Below are 19,463 nucleotides of genomic sequence, written 5' to 3' on the forward strand. Positions count from 1 at the left end.
CGGGCAGAAGCGCCCGAGGGCAGCGCCTTCCGCTCAGCGGTCCTTGAAACGGCATCGCTCCGCTTAACAGCGGGCTTCTTCGATGCGCCGGATTTCAGTCGGTCGGACATTTGCGATCACACGGCGGCGTAATAATCAGTGTTGCAATTGGCTTGGAGGCGACAGGAAACGCTCCGGGGTCAAGCCACGAAGCTGCATTCGGTTCCGGTCGGGAATAAGCTGCAACACGTCGCGCGACTACTCGCGGCGCTCTTCCGCCCCGCAGCGCCGGGCGCTTCTGCAAACGGCCATGCTCCCTACGCCCCCGCCAGTGCCGGCGCGAACACCACTTCGATCAGCGTGCCGTGGCCGGCGCTCTTGATGTTGAAGCGGGCGCGGTTGGCTTCGACCAGGGCCTTGGTCAGCGACAGGCTCAGCGCCGCGCTGTCCGCGGCATCGCCCGGCGGCGGAGTGTGGAACGGCTCCATCGCGGCGGCGACTTCGCGCTCGGACAGGCCGTGGCCGGTGTCGCGGATGCGAAGCGCAATCTCGCCGCGGTCGGACAGCGCGGTCGAGACGATGACCTGGCCGCCGGCGCTGGCGAGCCTGATCGAGTTCGAGATCAAATTCATGGTGATCTGCCGCATCGCGCGCGCGTCCACGCTGACCTGCGGCAGCGCATGGGCGAGCGAGGTGCGGATGATGATGCGCTCGCGATTGGCCTGCGGCTGCATCACGGTGACGCAGGCTTCGACGAGTTCGTTGAGGTTGAGGTTGGCGAAGTTGAGGTCGAGCTTGCCGGTCTCGATCCGCGACAGCTCCAGCAAATCGTCGATGATGGCGATGACGCGCTCGCCGGAGGCGCGGATGTCCTTCATGTATTCGCCGTAGCGCTCGTTGCCGAGCGTGCCGAAGCGTTCGGAGATCATCACCTCGGCAAAGCCGATGATGGCGTTGAGCGGCGTGCGGATCTCGTGGCTGATCCGCGCCAGCATGTCGGCTTTCGCATTGGCCGCACTGTGGACGAGACGGCGGGCCTGCGTCAGCTCGCTCTCGCCCTGCTTGCTCTGGCTGAGGTCGCGGAACACGGCGAAGAAATTCGGGCCGTCGGGCCGCGTGCGGCCCATGATCATCGCGAGCGGAATGACGCCGCCCTTCTTCTCGCGTCCCAGCACTTCGCGGCCGTGGTCGAGCAGGCTCGCAATGTCCTGGCTCTTCAGGCTTTCGAAATAGTCGGCGACGATCTGCTGGCTCTCGGGCGCGAACAGCGTCACCAGATTTTGCTCCAGCAGCGCCGTGCCGTCATAGCCGAACAGCGCCTCGGCGCTGCGGTTGCAGGCGTGGATGTTGCCTTCGGCATCGAACATGACGATGCCCTCGGCCGTGGTGTCGAGGATGGCGGCGAGATCTTCGGCTTCGGCCTCGCCGGCCGCCGGCTCGATGTCGAAAGGGAAGGATTCCGGGACCATTGTCTCCGCGACAACCGCCTCGGGGATGACAGGCTCGGCAATGCCGGGCCCGGTGACGACAGGTGCAGCCGCAACAGGTGCAGGATTGGGCAGCGCGCAGATCAGCGCATGCGCGCTCTCGCCATCCCAGTCGATCGCGTGCAGATGCGCTTCGGTGGCCGCAAGCGGCGCTTCGCCGTTCGCAACGCTCGCGCTGATCGTGACAGGCGTGCCGGCTTGCGAGGTGCTGCTGGCCGCGGAGACGCCCGGCTCGACATAGAGCGCATCCAGCCCGCCGGCATCCTCCAGCGCATGGATGTCGGCATAGCCCATGCGCGCGAGAAACGCCGTGTTGGCGTAGAGCAGGCGGTCGAGCCGGTAGATCAGGATGCCGGTCGGCAAGAGGTCGAGCAGCGTGCGGTCGCGCGCACTGGCGCCGCGTGGCGGCGGCGCGGGCTCGGTCAGCCATTGCGCCGGCGTGTGCGGCGGCTCGGGCTCCGGCGCCGCTGGTTCGGCAGGGATCTCCGCTGCGGGCTCTGCCGCATCTGCCGCGATCGTCTCGCGCTCGCGTTCGAGCCGTTCGGACAATTGCCGCGCGAGCTCGTTGAACGCGCTGTTCTCGACCGGGGTCAGGCTCGGCGCTCTCTGGTCACCTTGTGACCTGACGTCGCCGTGCGGGCGGAACGGCACGACATTGGGAGGCGTTTCCAAGGGAGTCTCAACGGGCGTTTCCACTGGCGTGTCCGGATCGGTTGGATGTGAATTCGCGTCGCTTGTGGGTTCGGGCAGTTCGGGTTCGGCTATTGGCTCAGGCTCAGGCTCAGGCTCGGGCTCGAACTCGGGCGGCTCGATCGGCGCGGGCGGCGCTTCGGCCACCGGCTCGGCATCAGGCTCCGTGTCCGGCACGGCCACATCGGTGGACGGGCCGTGCTGCGCCGGCGCTTTGGCCAGCAGCTCGAAACGCCTGAGCGAATCGAGCCGATTCAGGGCGTCGAGGTCGCGGCAGACGCCAAAGCCTTTGAAGCCGGCAAAGTTACGCTCGTGATCGTAGACCGGCAGGCCCGCGAGCTCGACCGGAAGAGCTGCGCCGCTGTCAGTCGGCCAGTTCACCGTGATCCCGGCCCAGGTGTCGTGGCTCGCCAGCGCCTGTGCGACGCGCCCCTCAGGATCGAGCGAGAATGTTTCGGCGATCTCGCGCCAGGGGCGGCCGAAGCCTGAGGCGGTGCGCGCGCCGATCAGGCGGATGAATTCGTCGGAGAGAAGCGCAAAGCGGCCGTCTGCATCCATCTGCCAGAGGAAGCGCAGCGGATGCTGACGCGGTGCGGGCGGCTCTTGGCCCGACGACTCCCGGCCAAACGACTCTTGGCCCGACGGCGGCTCGACCATGCCGGTAGTGATCGGCGCAGCCTGCGGCGACACAATGGCTGCTGGCGGGTTTTCAACCGGAGTTTTGGCCGCGGCTTCGTCCGTCTGGTCGGCCGCCTCTTGCGCCGGCTCTCGAACGGTCTCTTCGGCTGCATCCCGAACCGTTGCAGCTTGCGGCGGTTCGCTCGCGATCGTCGCACTGCTCGCGGGCGCCTCCACCGGCTCCGCGAAGGCGTCGAACATGGCGATGCCTTCAGGCACCTCGTGCGATGACGGCGGCTCGCTCGGCGTCGTCTCGGTGGCTTGTGCGAAGCCGACCGGCGCCTCGCTTGGTGCACGCGCGAGCACGGACGCGGGGGGCACGTGCTCGGCAGGCGCACCTTGCGCAGCGGCCGGCTCGATCAGCGCGACCAGGCCGACATCGGCGCCCGTGCCGACCCGTTGCAGCACCATCTGGCCGATCCCGATCGGGGTCTCGGCGCGGCCTTCGCGCAGCGCATCGCTGCGCGCCCGGTCGAGGCCGGCCTCGCCGAGATCGCGGAAGCCGAGCAGGTGGCGCGCAGCCTCGCTGGCGCCCACGAACAGGCCGTCGGGCGCGAACGCCGCCATCGGCACCTTTGCGCCGTCGACCAGACGAAGCAGCCGCTCGATCAGCGGCATGGAGCGCAAGCTCGGGTCCATCGCGGTGACCAGCACGCCATGACCGCCATCGGCAAAGTCCAGCCGGGCGCAGGCGCAGGTCATCAGCGCGCCGAGCCGGGCGCCGAAGCCGCGCAGACGTTCGAGCCGCATGGAGCCGTTCGCCGGCAGTTGCCGGGCGAGGCGGGCGACCTGGCGGCGATGGCTGTCCGCCGGGCCAAAAATCCTGTCCGCGAGCGCCGCGCTGTTTGCCGCGCCGAACAGTTTTGCGCCGACCGGATTGGCCCACAGCACGCGGGCGCCGTCGATCGACCACAGCCAGGCGGGCAGCTGAGAGGTCGCATGCACGGCCAGCCGGGGATCGCCCACACCTCGCAACTGGAAATCCGAACTCGTCATCCGACCGGCTTCGCGTCCCGTTTGTCAGCACCAGGACTGCCGGAATGGCAGCCTTAAGAAAGAGTTAGTATCGCCCGCAGCCGCAGGCAGGTCCACGGCCCCAGCCTACGGGCGAAGGCCTAAGCCGCGATAACCCTAATGGTGCCGACCCCGCAAGCCGCAGCCCGGTCGCATCCGCAGGATTCGCGCGGAGGCGATCGTGCCTCTCACGCAACTGAACTCGCGCCGAGTCCGCGGTGCGTTCCCTCCCCCCTTGCGGGGGAGGGCTAGGGAGAGGGTAGCCCAGCAAAGGTGTCGGTTCGTTGCACGAGGGGCGGAGCGCGACGGACAGAATCCCCGTGTGGCACCCCCCTCCGTGACCCTCCCCCGTAAGGGGGAGGAACGGAAAGAGTGGTGCTCGGCGCACCCAAACACCTCAACCACCGGTTCCCCACCATGGGAACCTCATCCTCCCCGAGATTATTTTCGCAATGCACCCTCCCAACCCGTTGCGTTGCACAATGTTGACATTTTAGGCAGGCATGGTCTGGGCGCTGGGCGAGCCATCATTCGTTTTGTGTTTCCAGTCTTTGCTCCCGCCACCCGGTTGGCCGGCGGGCGCGGCCTGACGGCTCACTCCGTTTTTTCATTTAGTGTGAGGGATACCCATGACAGGTACGACTGATCCGTTTTCTGCCTCGATCATTCCGTTCGAGGTTCCCGAGCAGATGCGTGCGTTCGCCGAAAAGGGCGCGGCGCAGGCCCGCGAAAGCTACGCCAAGTTTAAGGACGCGGCCGAAACCCACAACGGCACCGTCGAGGCCGTGTTCACCTCTGCCAGCAAGGGCGCGAGCGAGTACACCGCCAAGCTGGTCGAGTTCATGAAGGCCAACAGCAACGCCCAGCTCGACTTCGCCCAGCAGCTGTTCAGCCTCAAGTCGCCGACGGAAGCCATGCAGCTGTGGACCGGCCACGCCCGCACCCAGCTCGAGACCTTCCAGTCCCAGGCCAAGGAGCTGGTCGAGCTGACCCAGCGCGTCGCCGCCGCGACCGCCGAGCCGATCAAGGCCAGCGCCGCGAAGCTCTACACGCCCGCCGCCTGATCTGGCCGGCCGGTTGTCGATCAGAAACCCGGGCTGAAAGGCCCGGGTTTTGTTATGGAAATAACGTTGATCGGGGAGCGATTTGGGCGTCTTGCGGCCTTGCCAAAAACGCCCGTTGCACCTAGTTTCCGCCCCGTCCAGCCCCCCTTAGGTATCGGCCCTTTCAGGGCGCCCAGAGGCGCGGCTCGCAAGGATGCAGTTGTAGCTCAGTTGGTTAGAGCGCCTGTCTGTGGAACAGGAGGTCGGTGGTTCGAGCCCACCCAACTGTACCACCTCTGGTTAGATCACTGACGATCATCGACGCTTCAGCCGGCCCAACACGTGCACGACGTGGTCCAGATGTTCGGCGTCATCGTTGGAAGCCTCCGGATCGTGATCCGAACGCAAGGCCTGGCTGAGCGTGTAGCAGCGGTCATCCCGTGCTTCGATCCTGCCGAGCTGAAAGCGGATGATTGCGGCATGCGGATGCGCCAGGTTCTCCGCCATCATCTTCCCCGCGAGCACGGTTGCAGCGGTCCAATCGGAGGCGCGGCGGAGCACGTCCAGCAAGCGCAGGCGCAAGTCGACGGTCAGGGCACGGCCGGCAAGATAGCGGCCCGCAATCGTCCGCAACCCGCGCGCAATATCCGAAAGATCGCAGTCATCCGCATCCGCCGCTGCGCACAGCGTGGAGTCGAATGCTCGCTCGAAATCCCCGCGCGCGAGTTCGATCGCGGCGCGGAGCAGGAAGCGGGACGATCGCCGCGAGAACTGCGGAAGCTCGCATAGCGCCGCATACCGCTCCGACTGAGCAAACAGGCGGTCGCGCTCGTCTCCTTCGGCCAGGTCGGCCGCCACGTAGCCGCAGTGCGGACATTCCTGCAGCGAGCTGCCGATGGTGGAGGGCATCCTTCCGGGACGCTGGTCGAGATCCCCGGCGCGGCTCCGGCTGGTGGGCGGAAGCGCCGACTGCTCCGATGTCTCCCCGCAGCAGAAGCACCGCACGTCTTTTTCTCGGTCGTTTGTCATGGCGCGGCCGAGTGCAGGCTGGACACAGCCTGTCCGCCTCTGCCTGGCGACCAGATCACGGCATGAGGCAATACGAACAGCGATGTCATGAAAGGTCTTCCAGCCAACGGGCTTTTATCCAATAGACCTCGCCGGACCGGCCGCATGACCCAAACGGGTCTGGTTGGCGGCGTCCGCCCCGAAATCCCGGGCCGCGCCCGGCCGCTTCGCTCCTGCCGCAACCAACCTCCACAGCCGGCTATCCGTAGAAATGCGGGGGCAGAAGCCCCGGTAAAACGAGCGCGGCCCGGCTTGCTGGAAGGGAATCTCGTGTAACCTGAACGAGTTCTCTGATCGATCGGACCCCATGCCCGCAGTCACCGAGCGTCTCCTCGCCGCCGTCGAAGCGGTCTACGATACGGCGGCGAGCCCGTCATTGTGGCCATCCGCACTTGGCAAGATCGCCGACTGCTTCGAAGACGCCGGCGCGATCCTGCAATGGCGGAGGGACGACGGGGCGTTCGGAGCCATCGCCTCCGAAAGCCTCGCACCGGCGCTCGGCGACTACGGAGAGCGTTGGGCGCAGCACGATTTCAAGGCTGAGCGTTGCATCTCGGCCGGCCTTTACGTCAGCGGCGAGCCCTTCACCGACCGGCACATCGGCCCGATCGACGACGCCTACCTCAACCATCCCTTCAGCAGGGACTTCCTTGCAAGACACGGCCTCGGCTGGTTCGGATCGATCGGAGTGTCACCCGACCCGCGGATCCTGGTGGCGCCCAGCGTGCAGCGCGCTTTCGCCAAGCCCCAATTCTCCGACGCCGAACTGGGTCTCATCGCGACGCTCGGGCGCCACGCAGAGAAATCGCTGCGCCTGTCGATCAGGCTGCTCGATACCGAGCTGGCCAATCTCGGCCTTGGCGACGCCCTCGCGCGGATCGGCATCGGCGTGTTCGCGCTGGACTCGTCGGCGCGGTTGCTGTTCGCCAATCCGGTCGGCAAGAGTCTGGTCGGCGAGGTGTTCGACCTCGCGAACGATCGTCTGCGGGTTCGCATGGTGGCGAGCCGGGCTTCATTCGAGACCGCAATGACGCACATGCTTCGCGCCGAGGCGCGCGACCTGCTGGCCGAGCCGAGACCCATCCTCGTGGAGTCGAGTGCAACAGGCCGGCGTTTCGTCATCTACCTGCTCCCGATCACCGCCGGCGCACTTTCAGACGACCATTTTCTGACCCGCACGCGAGCAATCGTGCTCGCGATCGAGCAGAAATCCGCCGAGCCGCCGGATCCCGCCATCGTGCGGGACATCCTGGGGTTGACGCTCGGGGAGGCCAGGATCGCCTCCCTGGTGGGCTCGGGCGTTCCGCCGAAACAAGCTGCGGGCCGGCTCGGGATCGCCGAAGACACCGCGCGCAACGTGCTGAAGCGCGTATTTCAGAAGCTCGGCATATCCAGGCAAAGCGAACTCGCGGCGCTGCTTGGCCGACTCGTGTTGCGAGCGCCTTGAGGCATGGGCATTCCTTGACGATGAGCGTCGTCGCGCACTGCGCTTGAATCCGCCAGCCCGTGTGCTTAGATGCCAGTTGGCGGAGCTTCTGAGGCATTTGGCACACGGCGGACCCCATGGCAAAGAATGAGCGGACCGGCAAAGGCGTTGGTTCAGCCGCTTCGCGCGGGCTTCGCGCATCCGGCCCGTTGACCGGGAAGCAGACCAAGACGACCGCGGCGGAAGCCCTGACGCAGCGTCCTGCCCGCACGCCCCCGTCGAAGTCGACGCACAAATCTCCACCCGAAGCATTGCGCGGGACAACAAATGAACGCGCGGCCGCCGCCGAGCCCGACCAGGCCTATCACCCGCAACCCGGCGCTATCGTTGTCCAGGGACATTTCGATGCGGTCACCGGTCTCTCCACCGTCACAGATGCGCCCACTCTCGGGCTTGGGAAGAGTGTGGCGGATGAATTGTTCGCCTCAACCGAGTTGTTCAATGTCGTTATCGATGCCAACAGCCTGTTTCGCATCGAGCCCGCGGCGCTCAAGCGCCTTGTGAACTACAGCGACGACGAAATCCACGCGCTGATCGTGCCCAAGCGCACTCTGGCGCGGCGGCTGTCGGAGGGTGAACCGTTGACCGTCGAGGAGACCGACAAGGCCGTGCGGCTGGCGCGCATCGACCGGCTGGCTGCAACCGTGTTCGGCAATGCCGTCAAGGCGCACCGCTGGCTGCGCAAGCCCAAGAAGGCGCTGAGCGGCGAGACGCCGCTCGCATACCTCGCGACGGAGGCGGGCGCGCGCGTTGTTGAGGAGATGTTGCACCGGATCGACCACGGCATCCTTGCCTAAGGGCTCGGCGTGAGGATCTGGCGGATCTCCAATTTCGACGATCTGTCGGGCATTGGCGGCCTGAAGGCCGCTGGCCGCTGGCATGATCGCGGCCGGCATGCCGTCTACGCTGCGGATCATCCGGCTTCGGCGCTGCTTGAAGTAATGGTGCACCTGGAAATCGATGTCGAGGACCTGCCGACGAGCTACCAGCTGCTTGGCATCGACGTTCCCGATGACCTCGCCGTTGAAACCGTGAGTGTCGCCGACATCGAAAAGACATCGCGGGATTGGGCCGATGATCCCAGGGCGACACGTGGTTTGTTGCGGCCCTGGTTCGACGAGGCACACACAGCTGTGGTCTCGGTGCCGTCGGTTATCGTGCCATTCGCGCAAAACTACCTCATCAACCCCAGGCACGAGGACGCATCGCGCATCCGCGTCGCGCATGTCGCGCGCTATCCCCATGACCTCAGGCTGTTCGGGCAAAGGACGGGCGTCTGAGTGTATCCAGTCGCGGCATCTGATAGCCTGCCACAGAGAAGGCTATGACCCCGGGTGTCCGCCCATGACCGAAGCCGTTGTCCGCTCCGCGACGGATCGCGACCTGCTCGACGTGTTGAACCTTTACCGGCACCTTCACCCGCACGATCCTCCGCTGGAGACCGCTGCTGCCGAGCGCGTCTGGGCGACCTTGCTGTCCTCCAGTTTCATGAACGTGATCGTGGCGCAGGCAGCCGAAGCGCTCGTATCTTCGTGCACGCTCGCGATCGTACCCAATCTGTCTCGCGGCGCTCGATCATACGGGGTGATTGAGAATGTCGTCACCCATGCGGACTACCGCAGGCGCGGCCTTGGCCGGCGGGTTCTCGCGCACGCGCTCGATCTTGCCTGGCAGGCCGACTGCTACAAGGTTCTGTTGGCGACAGGTTCGAAACGGGAGACGACCCTCCGCTTCTATGAAGGGGCGGGCTTTCTTCGGGGCGGCAAGACGTATTTCGAGGTGCGCCGTCCTTAGTCGGATGGAGTTCTCGCCCCCTTAGGCGCAAGGACGCTTCAACCCATCATCGCGCGTCACGCAATCATGGCCTTGATCTGCGCAGTGTCCGCAAATTCGATCAGCTCGACGATCTTGCCATCCCGAAATCTGAACAGGTCCAGGATCTCGGTACTGGAGGCGTGCCCGGTCGGACGGTATCGAACGTCGACGCGGGAATGGACAGCAATGCGATCTCCGTCAACCAACTCAGCCAGGATTTCGCGGCCTTCGAAGCCGAAGCCGGCGATGAATTGGCCGAAAGCTTCGCGCAGCGTCGGGTGGCCCTGCATTGTTCCTGTCAATCCCAGCGCGCCCTTGTTGCCCATCAAGGTGAACGCGCCCTCGGGATGAAAAGCCGTCACGAGGCCCTCGGTGTCACCGCCGTCGCGCGCGGCGTAGCTGCCCCTGATCACGCGAGCATGTCTTCGCGATTCGCCATGTGCCCCTACTTTAATGTGTATCAGGGCAACTTAGCGACCTTTGCGTGCAAAGGCAAAAATGATTGGAGCCGTCAGCTTCACTCCACCACCTTGGCCGCCGTCGCCAGCAGCGTCGGTGGCACCTTGAGTCCGAGAGACCTGGCCGCATTGAGGTTGATCGACAGATCGAACTTCGAGACCTGGTAAAACGGGATTTCGGCAGGATTGGCGCCGCGCCAGATCGCATCGACGTTGCCGGCCATCCGCTTGATCAACTCCTTCAAGTCGAAGGCGTACGCCATCAGGCAGCCGAGCTCGACGGCTTCGGTGAAGCAGTGGATGGCGGGGATGCGGACCTCTGCAATGGCTTCGGTGATCGCGACGCGATTGGCAAATGCGTCCGGGCTGTCGATCATCATGATCGCGTCCGATCCTTCGCGCGCGGCCTGCAGGATCGCGTTGCGATAGGTCGTCGGGTTGCCGGGAAGGTCGATGGTAAAGTTGGCGACCGCAATTCCCGCTGCTTGCGCAGCGACGCGCACCGGTTCGCCCACCGAGCTTTCCCAGGCCCCGGCCGGCGTGATGCAACCCAATCGCGACATCGCCGGAAACATCTCGCGCAGCAGCGCGATGCGCTTGCCGTGGATTGTTGGGCCGGGATTGACGACGACGCCGGTGACATTTCCGCCGGGACGGGCGAGCGTCTGCGCCAGGCCGATCGCCACAGGATCGTACGAAATCGTGACGATCGGGATGGTCGTGGTCTTCTGCTTGAAGATGATGGCCGGGGGATCGAAGACGAGAATCACATCCGGATTGCCGCGGACGATCTCTTCAGCCAGCTCGGCTCTGTCGCCGCGGTACTGCTCCTTTCCATAGCGCTCGATCGTCAGGTTCTGTCCTTCGATCCGCCCCAGCCGCCGCAGCTCGCCGAAAAACGCCGGGTAATAGTTAGGGCTGTCTTCACGCATCATCGCCGTCGGGGTAGATATGTTGGCAATGGCAAGGCGCGAGCCGCCAGCACCAGAGGCTGCCGTCACACGCGTTGCGGCGGCAAGCGACGCCGCCCCGGCCAGGAAATCTCGTCGCTTCATGTCGGCCCCTCAGCCCGGGCGAACATTAACGCTCCCAGCGTAGCAAGAAAAGGCCAGCGCTACCTCCCTCCCGCCACCACCCAACCACCACCGGCAACGTCACCGCCGCCAGCAGCGTCCCCAGCGCCACCGCGCCCGACACCGGGTTCACCAGCCGCTGATACTGAACCGCAAAGATACACGCGTTCGCACCGGTCGGCATTGCCGCGAACAGCACGATCACGCCGGCCGCGACCGGCGGCAGGTCCAACAGGTTGCGAGCACGAACGCGGGGGTTACGGTGACAGTGCACAAAACTCTCAAGGCGGAGAGTGCCCTGTCCGCAACGCTGCTCAAAGCCAGTTTTGTCCGCGGTCGCCGTAGCTCCTAGGTTCGCAATGCGCTATCGATACCGAGCCAAACACGTTCATGGACAAGCAACCCAGGCAAAAAACATCGTGAGTTTCTTAGAGCGTCTCAAGACAGCAGCATCCGTTGAGTGGCGGGCCTACACCGAGCATCCCTTCACGAACGGACTGGCAGACGGCTCGCTCCCCGAAGCGGCGTTTCGTCATTACCTCGTTCAGGACTATTTGTTTCTCATCGAGTTTGCTCGCGCCTACGCGCTCGCGGTCTACAAGTCGCCCAGACTTGCCGACATGCGTGAAGCGGCGGCCGGCCTGTCGGCCATCCTCGATGTCGAGATGAACCTGCATGTGAAGCTCTGTGCCGATTGGGGTCTGTCCCCGGCCGACCTTGAACAGGCCCCTCCGGCGGCCGAGATCCTGGCCTATACACGCTACGTGCTCGACGCGGGAATGCGCGGCGACCTGCTGGCCCTCAAGGTGGCGCTTGCCCCCTGCGTGATCGGGTACGCGGAGATCGCAACGCGGCTCGCCTCGCTCCCCCTCGCGGACGCTACGACGAACGCCTACCGCGTTTGGATCGCCGAGTACGCTGGCGCGCCGTACCAGGAGGTCGCTGCCAAAGCGCGGGCGCACATGGAGCATCTCGCCGATCTCTACGCCACGCCGGCCCGCGAGGCAGAGCTGATTGCGATCTTCAAGGAAGCCACCCGACTCGAGGCGGACTTCTGGGAGATGGCTTGGCGCGAGGGCCAGCGCGTACAATAGCCCTTTCGGCAGTCAGGTTCATGACCTGAAGGTCATACAATTACGAATTACTGTGACAGTGCGCCAAACTCACCAACGTCAGGCGACACTGACAGAACCTCATCGCGCGTCAGGAGATCATCGCCTTGATCTGCGCAGTGTCCGCGAACTCAATGAGCTCGACGATCTTGCCGTCCTGAAATCTGAACAGGTCCAGGATCTCCGTGCTGGATGCCTGTCCGGTCGGACGGTATCGAACGTCGACGCGGGAATGGACAGCAACGCGATCTCCGTCGACCAGCTCAGCCAGGATTTCGCGACCTTCGAAGCCGAATTCATCGATCAATTTACTGAAGGCTCCACGCAGGGTCGCGTGTCCCTGCATAGTCCCTGTCAGTTCGAGCGCGCTTTTGTCACCCATCAAGGTGAACGCGCCCTCGGGATGAAAAGCTGTCACCAAGCTCTCGGCATCACCGCCGTCGCGTGCGGCGTAAGCGCTTCTGATTAATGCCAGCATCTCTTCACGCTGCCCCATGTCACCCTCCCTGCAGGACGTATCAGGACAGACTAGCCACCTTTGCGTGCAGATGCAAAATCATCGAGCTGACGGGGGGCTCAGCCCGACCCGAAGCAGGATCGTTCGCTTTCGTTCCCCGACTTCAGGAGAAAACGGCGCGGGCAACGCCGAACCTTTTCATGACCTGCGGTGTTTGAGTTGCGGCAGGACTGATAGCGCTGAGGAGCTGAGACATGAACGGAATTATCTATCTGGTCGGACTCGTCGTCGTGATTGGTGTGGTGCTGTCGTTCCTGGGCCTGCGCTGATTGGATATTGGGGAGGTGGTGCGGCGCACTCTCCAAGCCTCTGACGCCTCACCCCTTCACCATCCACACCACCAGCGGCAACGTCACCGCCGCCAGCAGCGTCCCCAGCGCCACCGCGCCCGACACCGGGTTCACCAGCCGCTGATATTGCACTGCAAAGATATAGGCGTTGGCGCCGGTCGGCATCGCCGCGAACAGCACGATCACGCTGGCAGCCAGCGGCGGCAGGCCGAGCAGCTTTGCCAGCGCGAACGCTGCCGCCGGCATTGCCGCAAGCTTGAGCGCGCACATCACCAGGATGCTCAGCTTCTCGCCCTTCACCTCGAAGCGGAACAGGTTGATACCGAGTGCTATCAGCGCCGTCGGCGATCCCGCCTGCGCCAGCAGCTCGATGGTGCGGTCGATGACGGGCGTGAGGCCGAGGCCGGTGAAACGCCAGATCACGCCAAAACCGATCGCCAGCATCAGCGGGTTGCGGGCGAGATCCGTCAGCACGGGCCAGATCACCGACAGCGCCGAGCCGGTCCGCTTGCGGCTGACCAGCTCCATCTGCAGGATGCCGCAGAGCCAGAGCAGTGGCGTGTTCACCGACAGGATCAGCGCCATTGGTCCGGCGGCCTCGTTGCCGAGCGCTGACAGCACGAGCGGAATGCCGAGCATCACGATGTTGCCGTAGACAGAGCCGATCGCGAACACGACGCCGTCCTCGCGGTCCTCGCGCCGCGCGCGCAGCAGCGCCGAGATCGCCAGCGCCGCGATCCAGACGATGGCGAGCGCGCCGTAATAGGCGCCCCACATTCTGAAAGGGCTGACATCTGGGAATTCCGAGACGACGATGGTGCGGAACAGGAGGGCAGGAATCGCGATGCTGAAGGCGAATTCGCTGATGCCCTTGTGCGCGCTCTCCGAAACGAAGCGAAACAGCACCGCGGCATAGCCGGCCGCGATCAGCGCAAACACCGGCGCGACGATCAGCAACGTGGCCATGCGCGCCTACGATCCCAGCTCGATGATCCTGCGTGCCATCCGCACATTGGCATAATCGATCATCTTGCCGTCCAGCGTTACCGCGCCCTGTCCTTTCGCCTCAGCCTGCTCCATGGCCTCGACGATCCGCCGCGCCTGGGCCAGCTCTTCGGTTGACGGCGCGAACGCGCGCAGCGTCGGTTCGATCTGGTCGGGATGAATGACCTGCTTGCCGTCAAAGCCCATCGCGGCGGCCTTCTGCGCGCTGCTTTCGGTCAGCATGGCATCGCGGAACGCGCCGCAGGGGCCGTCGATGGCGCGGAGGCCAAATGCGCGCGCGGCCACGAGCAGGCGCATCATCGGATAGGCGAACAGGTCGAGCGGCGCGGAGGCATAGCCGGTTTGCGCCGATCCGACGTGGCGGTAGCCGTCCGGCGACACGCCGATGTCGGAGGAGCGGGCGCCGATCGAGGCCGCGAAATCGCCGACGCCGAGATGAAGCGCGGCGACGCTGTCGTGACACGCGGCGAGCGCGTCGACATTGACGAGGCCGAGCGCCGTCTCGATCAGCAATTCCAGGGCGACCGGCGTGGGGCGATCGGGGTCGGCGGCCCGCAGCTGCTCGGCTATGCGAGCGATATCGCTGGGGCGCTCGGCCTTCGGCACCATCACCGCATCCAGTCTCGGAAGCGCCGCCAGCGCGCGGATCTCCTGCGGGATGAAGGGGCTGTCGACGGCATTGATCCTCACCGTGACGCGCTTGTTGCCCCAGTCGAGCGCGGAGAGGGATTGGACGGCCTCGTTCAGTGCAAGGCCCTTCTCGGACGGCGGCACCGCGTCCTCGAGATCCATGAACACCGCATCGGCAGCCGAGGCCGCGGCCTTGGCGACGAGGCGGGCGCGATGGGCGGGGACGGCCAGATAAGCCCGCGTTGGCCGCAGCTGTGCCATCGTCACGGCTCCTTCGAAAGACCGAGTTCGCTGAGGATGGCCTGATTGTGCTGCCCCAATTCGGGCACCGGGTCCATCCGCGGCGTCAGGCCGGGAATGGTCAGCGCGGGCAGGAAGCTCATCACCGGCCCGCACGGCGAGCCGACGCTCTGCACGCGCGAGCGCGCGCGGAGTTGCTCATGCGCCAGGAAAGCCTCGACCGAATTCAGATGCGCGTTGGCGATCGAGGCCTCGTCGAGCAGCCGCAAGGCCTCCTCGCTGGTCATGGAGGCAAAGCGCTGCTCGATATGCGCCTGCAACTCGTCGCGGTTCTGCATGCGCAGCGGATTGGTGCGGAAGCGCAGGTCGTCGGCGAAGCCGGCATCGCCAAGGACAATGCTGCACAGCGATCGCCATTCCCGGTCGTTCTGGACGCCGAAGAAGATGGTGTTGCCGTCGCCGACCCGGAACGGGCCGTAGGGCGCGATCGTCGCGTGCTTGGCGCCGGTTCGCGGCAGCGGCCGGCCGGTACTCTCAGTGTAGAAGGCGGGATAGCTCATCCAGTCCGTGATGGAATCGAACAGCGAGGCCTGGAAGGCGGTGCCCTTGCCGGTCCGCTCCCGGCGGTACAGCGCCATCAGCACGCCGTTGAGGATGTACATGCCGGTGGCGATATCGACCACGGACAGCCCGACCTTGGCCGGTTCCGCCTCGGTGCCGTTGACGGCGAGAACGCCGGCCTCGCACTGGACCAGCAGATCATAGGCTTTCTTGCTGCTGTAGGGGCCGCCGTCGCCATAGCCCGAGACGTCGCAGGCGATGATGCCAGGATATTTGCGCAAGAGAGATGCGGCATCGAGGCCGAGCCGCTCCGCAGCGCCCGGCGCGAGATTCTGGATGAACACGTCGGCGTGCGGCAGCAGGGCGTCGAGCACCTTGCGGCCGCCCTCGCTCTTGATGTCGATGGCGAGACTTTCCTTGGAGCGGTTGGTCCAGACGAACTGGCTCGACATCCCGTTCATCACATGGTCGTAGTCCCGGCAGAAATCCCCAGTGCCCGGCCGCTCGATCTTGATGACCCGCGCGCCCCAGTCCGCCAGGTGCCGGCTGGCCAGCGGCGCTGCGATCGCCTGCTCCAGCGAGACCACCGTGACGCCCGACAGCGGCAGCTCCGCCTCATTCCCGTCCATGCGACCGTCCTCCGTGCGCTTTTCGACCAGCGCAGGAGACAAGCCGACCACCCACGCGCATCTTTTTGATGATGCCATGATGCCCCTGTTTTGCCCGACAAGTCAAACCCGGTTTCGCCAAATCCTAAGGAATGAAATACTGAGCGATTGCCATGGCTTGGCTACTGTGCATGGGGTTGTTTTCGCAGTTTTGTTGGCTGGCAAACGAGAAAGGTTTGGCTGCACTCTTTGCCCGCTCACAGCTGTCATCCCCCGCGATCCCATGCGGTCGTCATGCCCGGGCTTGTCCCACGTTCTTAGTGCTGCGTGGCAAGGCGTGGATGGCCGGGACAAGCCCGGCCATGACGTCGTGGACAGCCAGGACGAGGCCCGCCCGCCCTGTTGCCGAGACCGCACAGCTCCCGGCTTTCGCATACCCCTCGGTTGCCAACCAACCGCCGTTCACCCACTATTCCCTCCTGTTCGACATGTGGGGGATTAGATGCCGGCGCTTCGCTTCAAGACATCCTTGGCTGCTGCCACCCTCGGGATGGCCCTGGCCGTGCTGATCCAGCCCGGCGCCGGCTTCGCCTACACCCCGGAAGAGCAGCAGGCCTGCACGCCGGATGCGATGCGGCTGTGCGGCGAGTTCGTGCCGAATGTCGATGCCATCACCGTCTGCATGATCAAGAAGAAGGCGCAGCTCTCGCCACAATGCGCGGCGTTCTTCCGCCGCGGACCGGAGCCGGGCGAGGCCCGTGCCGGCAGGCCGACCAACATCGCGCCCAAAACCGCGAAGAAGAGCACCAGGCCGGCGGCCAAGAAGAAAAAGACCAGCGGCAGCTGAGCGCCGGCTACATGCGTTCCCCTGCGCAACCTGGTAAGGTAACGGACTCCTTTTGTTCGCGCAGTTGACGTGACGCTTGCGACGAACGCCAGGCAAGCTCGACGGAAAAGAGTCGGACAGGGGATTGCGCGGCGAGGTTGCGTTCCGCTTTGTCCCGAAGGACTGCGCCAAAAACGCACGCACGCTCGCGCACACGGCGTTTCATCGCAGTTGTTGTCGCAACTCGGACATCGCAGTGTGACTCAAAAGCCAGCACGCCTTGTTATTTCGTGACCGCAGCACAACTCTCGATAAATTTATCTTTCACGAATCAGCGCGGTGATTCATTTTCGCGGCCTGGGGTCAATCTGGAGGCGGAAGGTATGAACGTTATTGTTTTTGCATCGCGTAAGGGCGGCTCGGGCAAGAGTACCCTAGCCGCACATCTCGCCGCGCAGATTAAGGCGAGCAAGCAGGTCATGCTCGTGGACGCGGACCCGCAAGGCTCGCTCACGCTGTGGCATAAGCTGCGTGGCACCAACGAACCGCCGATCAAGGCGGCCGTGAACTCCGTCAGCGGCATCGTCTCCGCTGCCAAGCGCGACGGTTATGAATGGGTGTTGATCGACACGCCGCCGAACCTCTCAGCCGTCGTCGACGACGCGATCCGCAACGCCACCATGGTCGTGATTCCCGCGCGCCCCGGCGTGTTCGACGTCAACGCGGTGCAGGAGACGATCCAGATGTGCCGCGCGGCGCGCAAGCCCTACGCGGTCGTGCTCAACGGTGCGCCGGCGCGCCGTGACGAGTCCGAAAGCCCGATCGTGACCATTGCCCGCGAAGCGCTGGCCAAATTCCGTGCTCCGGTGTGGGGCGGCCAGATCACCAACCGTTCGGATCTGCTGATGGCGCTGAGCCATGGCGAAGGCGCGCGGGAGTACCAGGCCGAGAGCCGGGCGGCTCAGGAAATCGCAAGGCTATGGGCGGCGATCGAGCGTTCAGTGAAGGCTATTCGCGGCACGGCGTCGGCGTCCGGCGCAATGCACAAACAGGCTGCTTAATTTTTTAAATCATTCCCCGGACGAAAAACGCGCGGATGTCCGCGCGTTTTGCGTTTGTGGCCTTCGTGCGTCATTCCGGGGCCTCGCGAAGCGAGAACCCGGAGATTCCGGATTCGCCCCTCGGGCGCTCCGGAATGACGAAATGAGTTACGCCACCATCAGCATGTAGAACACGATGACCGGCGACAAGGTCAGGATCACCGACCAGATGCCGACGGCCCAGAGAATGTCCTCGGTGGTAAAGCTCTGTTCGGTGGACAGCTTCTCGTGTCCGGCGCCGAAATGCGACACCATTTCATTATGACTATTCACAAACGCCCCCGCGATTTCTTCGCTTATGGGCTGAACGATACGCGGGATGTTTTAAAATTCCGGCTTGCAATCCCGCTCGCATTTTGAGCGCATTTGTGATCCCCGCTTAACCATCCGCGCGAAAGAGCCGCCTCAGGCGAGCCAGACCCGAAACAGCAGCACCGGCATCAGGCCGAGCATCACTGCCCAGAACCCGAACGACGATATGACGATAATTCCTGCAAGAGATCGGTCGGCGCGAACTGGCTCGCGGCCGTAGGCCGGGTGCGATGCCCCATGGTCATTCCCCCTTTGAAAGGCTTTCAAGGGCAACGATAGGCATCAGAGCGTAAACGAGGCGTGGATGCGGAATGCGGCGGCAGCGAAGGCCGTTGGGGTGCGGTTAACCAAGGACCAACTCCATCACTGTCATTCCGGGCTCGCGACTTCGTCGCGCCCCGGAATGACATGCGGGTGGAGTGACGAGCGCCGCTACGCCGCCACCTTCGTCCGTCGCTCGATCTCGCGATCGATCGTGGCCGCGAGCTCGCTGCTGACTTCCACCATCGGCAGGCGTACTTCGGGGCTATCGATCAGGCCGCATCGCCACAGCCAGTACTTCGCCGGCGCCGGGCTCGGCTCGGTGAACAACAGCCGCGTCAGATCCGCGACCTCGTGCCAGCGCGCCAGCGCCGCGTCGTGGTTGCCGCGCTTGGCTTCCGCATACACGGCCGCAAAAATTGCGGTCTCGACATGGGCGGACAGCACGATGCCGCCGTCGGCGCCGTCACTGAGCGCCTCGAAATAGTTCGCGTCCTCGCCGGTGAGCACGCGAAATTCCCTCGGCCTGTCGCGCAGCAGCGCGATCGATTGCTCGCGGCTCGCGCCGCAATCCTTCAAGCCGACGATGTTCTTGTGCTCGGCCAGCCGCAGCATGGTCTGGTTGGTGATGTTCACCGCGCTGCGATAGGGAATGTTGTAGAGCGCGAGCGGCCAGGCGGCGTGATCGGCGAGCGTCTCGAAATGCGCCAGCAGCCCGCGCTGAGAGGGCCGAACATAATAAGGGCTCGCGATCAGATAACCATCAATCGGCCAGTCCGCGGTCTCGTCGAGACGTTCCTTCAGCCGAGAGGTGTCGGCGCCCGACAGCCCGAGGCAGACCGGAACATTGCGGCGGCCGGCCGCCATCTCGTCGCGCACGATGGCGACGAGGCGTTCGAGTTCGGCCTCGCGCAGCGTCATGCCTTCGCCGGAGGTTGCCCCCAGGATGAAGCCGTCGATGCCTTGCGCGCTGTAGTGCCGCGTCAGCCGCCGTAGCGACCTCTCGTCGAGCGCGCCGCCCTGAAACGGCGTCACCAGCGGCAGCCAAAGCCCGTGCAGTTGTTCTCGCAGTCCGGTCATGTTTTCCATCTCCTCGGGAAAAACCTGAGACGGAGGGCACATGAAAAAACCCCGTCCAGGCGGCGGGGTTTTCGGGATTTGCAGCGATGGCGAAACTTAGCTAGCGCGCGCAAAAATCCGAGGCCCCGGG

At 64.7% G+C, this 19,463-nt stretch carries 19 protein-coding genes and 1 tRNA gene; 9 read left to right on the top strand and 11 right to left on the bottom strand.

What is annotated here, in order from left to right; all coding sequences use genetic code 11:
* Positions 1-296: 296 nt before the first annotated feature.
* A complete protein-coding gene (locus tag IVB28_RS28250) occupies positions 297-3,830 on the bottom strand; it encodes a PAS domain-containing sensor histidine kinase (protein ID WP_247530661.1) in 3,534 nt (1,177 codons plus the stop codon).
* A gap of 647 nt (positions 3,831-4,477) precedes the next feature.
* Between IVB28_RS28250 and IVB28_RS28255 the strand changes: the two genes are divergently transcribed.
* Together IVB28_RS28255 and IVB28_RS28260 are read left to right on the top strand one after the other, a co-directional pair.
* Positions 4,478-4,912, top strand: a complete 435-nt coding sequence (locus tag IVB28_RS28255) for a phasin (RefSeq protein ID WP_247530663.1) — start codon at positions 4,478-4,480, stop codon at positions 4,910-4,912.
* 195 nt (positions 4,913-5,107) lie between these two features.
* Positions 5,108-5,184: transfer RNA gene (locus IVB28_RS28260), tRNA-His, on the top strand.
* 22 nt (positions 5,185-5,206) lie between these two features.
* Here the strand turns inward: IVB28_RS28260 and IVB28_RS28265 are convergent.
* On the bottom strand, positions 5,207-5,800 hold the full coding sequence (locus IVB28_RS28265; protein ID WP_247530665.1) for a hypothetical protein: 594 nt from the start codon (positions 5,798-5,800) through the stop codon (positions 5,207-5,209).
* A 466-nt stretch (positions 5,801-6,266) separates the two neighbouring features.
* On the opposite strand from IVB28_RS28265, the gene IVB28_RS28270 reads away from it, so the two are divergent.
* The 4 genes from IVB28_RS28270 to IVB28_RS28285 all read left to right on the top strand — a co-directional run bounded on the left by IVB28_RS28270 (position 6,267) and on the right by IVB28_RS28285 (position 9,239).
* Complete coding sequence (locus IVB28_RS28270) at positions 6,267-7,406, top strand: helix-turn-helix transcriptional regulator (protein ID WP_247530667.1); 1,140 nt, start codon at positions 6,267-6,269, stop codon at positions 7,404-7,406.
* A gap of 116 nt (positions 7,407-7,522) precedes the next feature.
* Positions 7,523-8,242 carry an antitoxin Xre/MbcA/ParS toxin-binding domain-containing protein gene (locus IVB28_RS28275; protein ID WP_247530669.1) on the top strand — a complete coding sequence of 240 codons (720 nt, stop codon included), beginning with the start codon at positions 7,523-7,525 and terminating at the stop codon, positions 8,240-8,242.
* 9 nt (positions 8,243-8,251) lie between these two features.
* Positions 8,252-8,725 carry an RES family NAD+ phosphorylase gene (locus tag IVB28_RS28280; RefSeq protein ID WP_247530671.1) on the top strand — a complete coding sequence of 158 codons (474 nt, stop codon included), beginning with the start codon at positions 8,252-8,254 and terminating at the stop codon, positions 8,723-8,725.
* 64 nt (positions 8,726-8,789) lie between these two features.
* A complete protein-coding gene (locus IVB28_RS28285; RefSeq protein WP_247530673.1) occupies positions 8,790-9,239 on the top strand; it encodes a GNAT family N-acetyltransferase in 450 nt (149 codons plus the stop codon).
* 56 nt (positions 9,240-9,295) lie between these two features.
* Here the strand turns inward: IVB28_RS28285 and IVB28_RS28290 are convergent, their stop codons facing one another.
* From IVB28_RS28290 to IVB28_RS28300, 3 genes are all read right to left on the bottom strand, one after another.
* Positions 9,296-9,622 carry a nuclear transport factor 2 family protein gene (locus tag IVB28_RS28290; RefSeq protein WP_247530675.1) on the bottom strand — a complete coding sequence of 109 codons (327 nt, stop codon included), beginning with the start codon at positions 9,620-9,622 and terminating at the stop codon, positions 9,296-9,298.
* Positions 9,623-9,777: 155 nt separating this feature from the next.
* The gene (locus tag IVB28_RS28295; RefSeq protein WP_247530677.1) at positions 9,778-10,773 is read right to left on the bottom strand and encodes an ABC transporter substrate-binding protein; all 996 of its coding nucleotides are present in this window, start codon (positions 10,771-10,773) and stop codon (positions 9,778-9,780) included.
* A gap of 25 nt (positions 10,774-10,798) precedes the next feature.
* Positions 10,799-11,023: a hypothetical protein gene (locus tag IVB28_RS28300; protein ID WP_247530678.1), complete on the bottom strand. Its 225-nt coding sequence runs from the start codon at positions 11,021-11,023 to the stop codon at positions 10,799-10,801.
* Positions 11,024-11,210: 187 nt separating this feature from the next.
* On the opposite strand from IVB28_RS28300, the gene tenA reads away from it, so the two are divergent.
* Positions 11,211-11,885, top strand: coding sequence for a thiaminase II (gene tenA / locus IVB28_RS28305; RefSeq protein ID WP_247530920.1), 675 nt, complete (start codon positions 11,211-11,213; stop codon positions 11,883-11,885).
* A gap of 109 nt (positions 11,886-11,994) precedes the next feature.
* Here the strand turns inward: tenA and IVB28_RS28310 are convergent, their stop codons facing one another.
* The 4 genes from IVB28_RS28310 to IVB28_RS28325 all read right to left on the bottom strand — a co-directional run bounded on the left by IVB28_RS28310 (position 11,995) and on the right by IVB28_RS28325 (position 15,775).
* Complete coding sequence (locus IVB28_RS28310; RefSeq protein ID WP_247530680.1) at positions 11,995-12,399, bottom strand: nuclear transport factor 2 family protein; 405 nt, start codon at positions 12,397-12,399, stop codon at positions 11,995-11,997.
* Positions 12,400-12,737: 338 nt separating this feature from the next.
* On the bottom strand, positions 12,738-13,676 hold the full coding sequence (locus IVB28_RS28315; protein ID WP_247530682.1) for an AEC family transporter: 939 nt from the start codon (positions 13,674-13,676) through the stop codon (positions 12,738-12,740).
* Positions 13,677-13,682: 6 nt separating this feature from the next.
* A complete protein-coding gene (locus IVB28_RS28320) occupies positions 13,683-14,606 on the bottom strand; it encodes a CoA ester lyase (protein WP_247530684.1) in 924 nt (307 codons plus the stop codon).
* 2 nt (positions 14,607-14,608) lie between these two features.
* Positions 14,609-15,775 carry a CaiB/BaiF CoA-transferase family protein gene (locus IVB28_RS28325; protein ID WP_247530687.1) on the bottom strand — a complete coding sequence of 389 codons (1,167 nt, stop codon included), beginning with the start codon at positions 15,773-15,775 and terminating at the stop codon, positions 14,609-14,611.
* A 481-nt stretch (positions 15,776-16,256) separates the two neighbouring features.
* Between IVB28_RS28325 and IVB28_RS28330 the strand changes: the two genes are divergently transcribed.
* Positions 16,257-16,601 carry a hypothetical protein gene (locus IVB28_RS28330; RefSeq protein ID WP_247530688.1) on the top strand — a complete coding sequence of 115 codons (345 nt, stop codon included), beginning with the start codon at positions 16,257-16,259 and terminating at the stop codon, positions 16,599-16,601.
* 362 nt (positions 16,602-16,963) lie between these two features.
* On the top strand, positions 16,964-17,641 hold the full coding sequence (locus IVB28_RS28335) for a ParA family protein (protein ID WP_151644041.1): 678 nt from the start codon (positions 16,964-16,966) through the stop codon (positions 17,639-17,641).
* Positions 17,642-17,788: 147 nt separating this feature from the next.
* Here the strand turns inward: IVB28_RS28335 and IVB28_RS28340 are convergent, their stop codons facing one another.
* Complete coding sequence (locus IVB28_RS28340) at positions 17,789-17,953, bottom strand: hypothetical protein (RefSeq protein ID WP_247530691.1); 165 nt, start codon at positions 17,951-17,953, stop codon at positions 17,789-17,791.
* A gap of 471 nt (positions 17,954-18,424) precedes the next feature.
* Positions 18,425-19,333 (bottom strand): 4-hydroxy-tetrahydrodipicolinate synthase, encoded by a 909-nt coding sequence (locus IVB28_RS28345; RefSeq protein ID WP_247530693.1) that lies wholly within the window; start codon positions 19,331-19,333, stop codon positions 18,425-18,427.
* Between the last annotated feature and the right edge of the window lie 130 nt (positions 19,334-19,463).

The organism is Bradyrhizobium sp. 199 (assembly GCF_023073355.1).
In the GTDB taxonomy this organism is placed as follows: Bacteria; Pseudomonadota; Alphaproteobacteria; order Rhizobiales; family Xanthobacteraceae; genus Bradyrhizobium.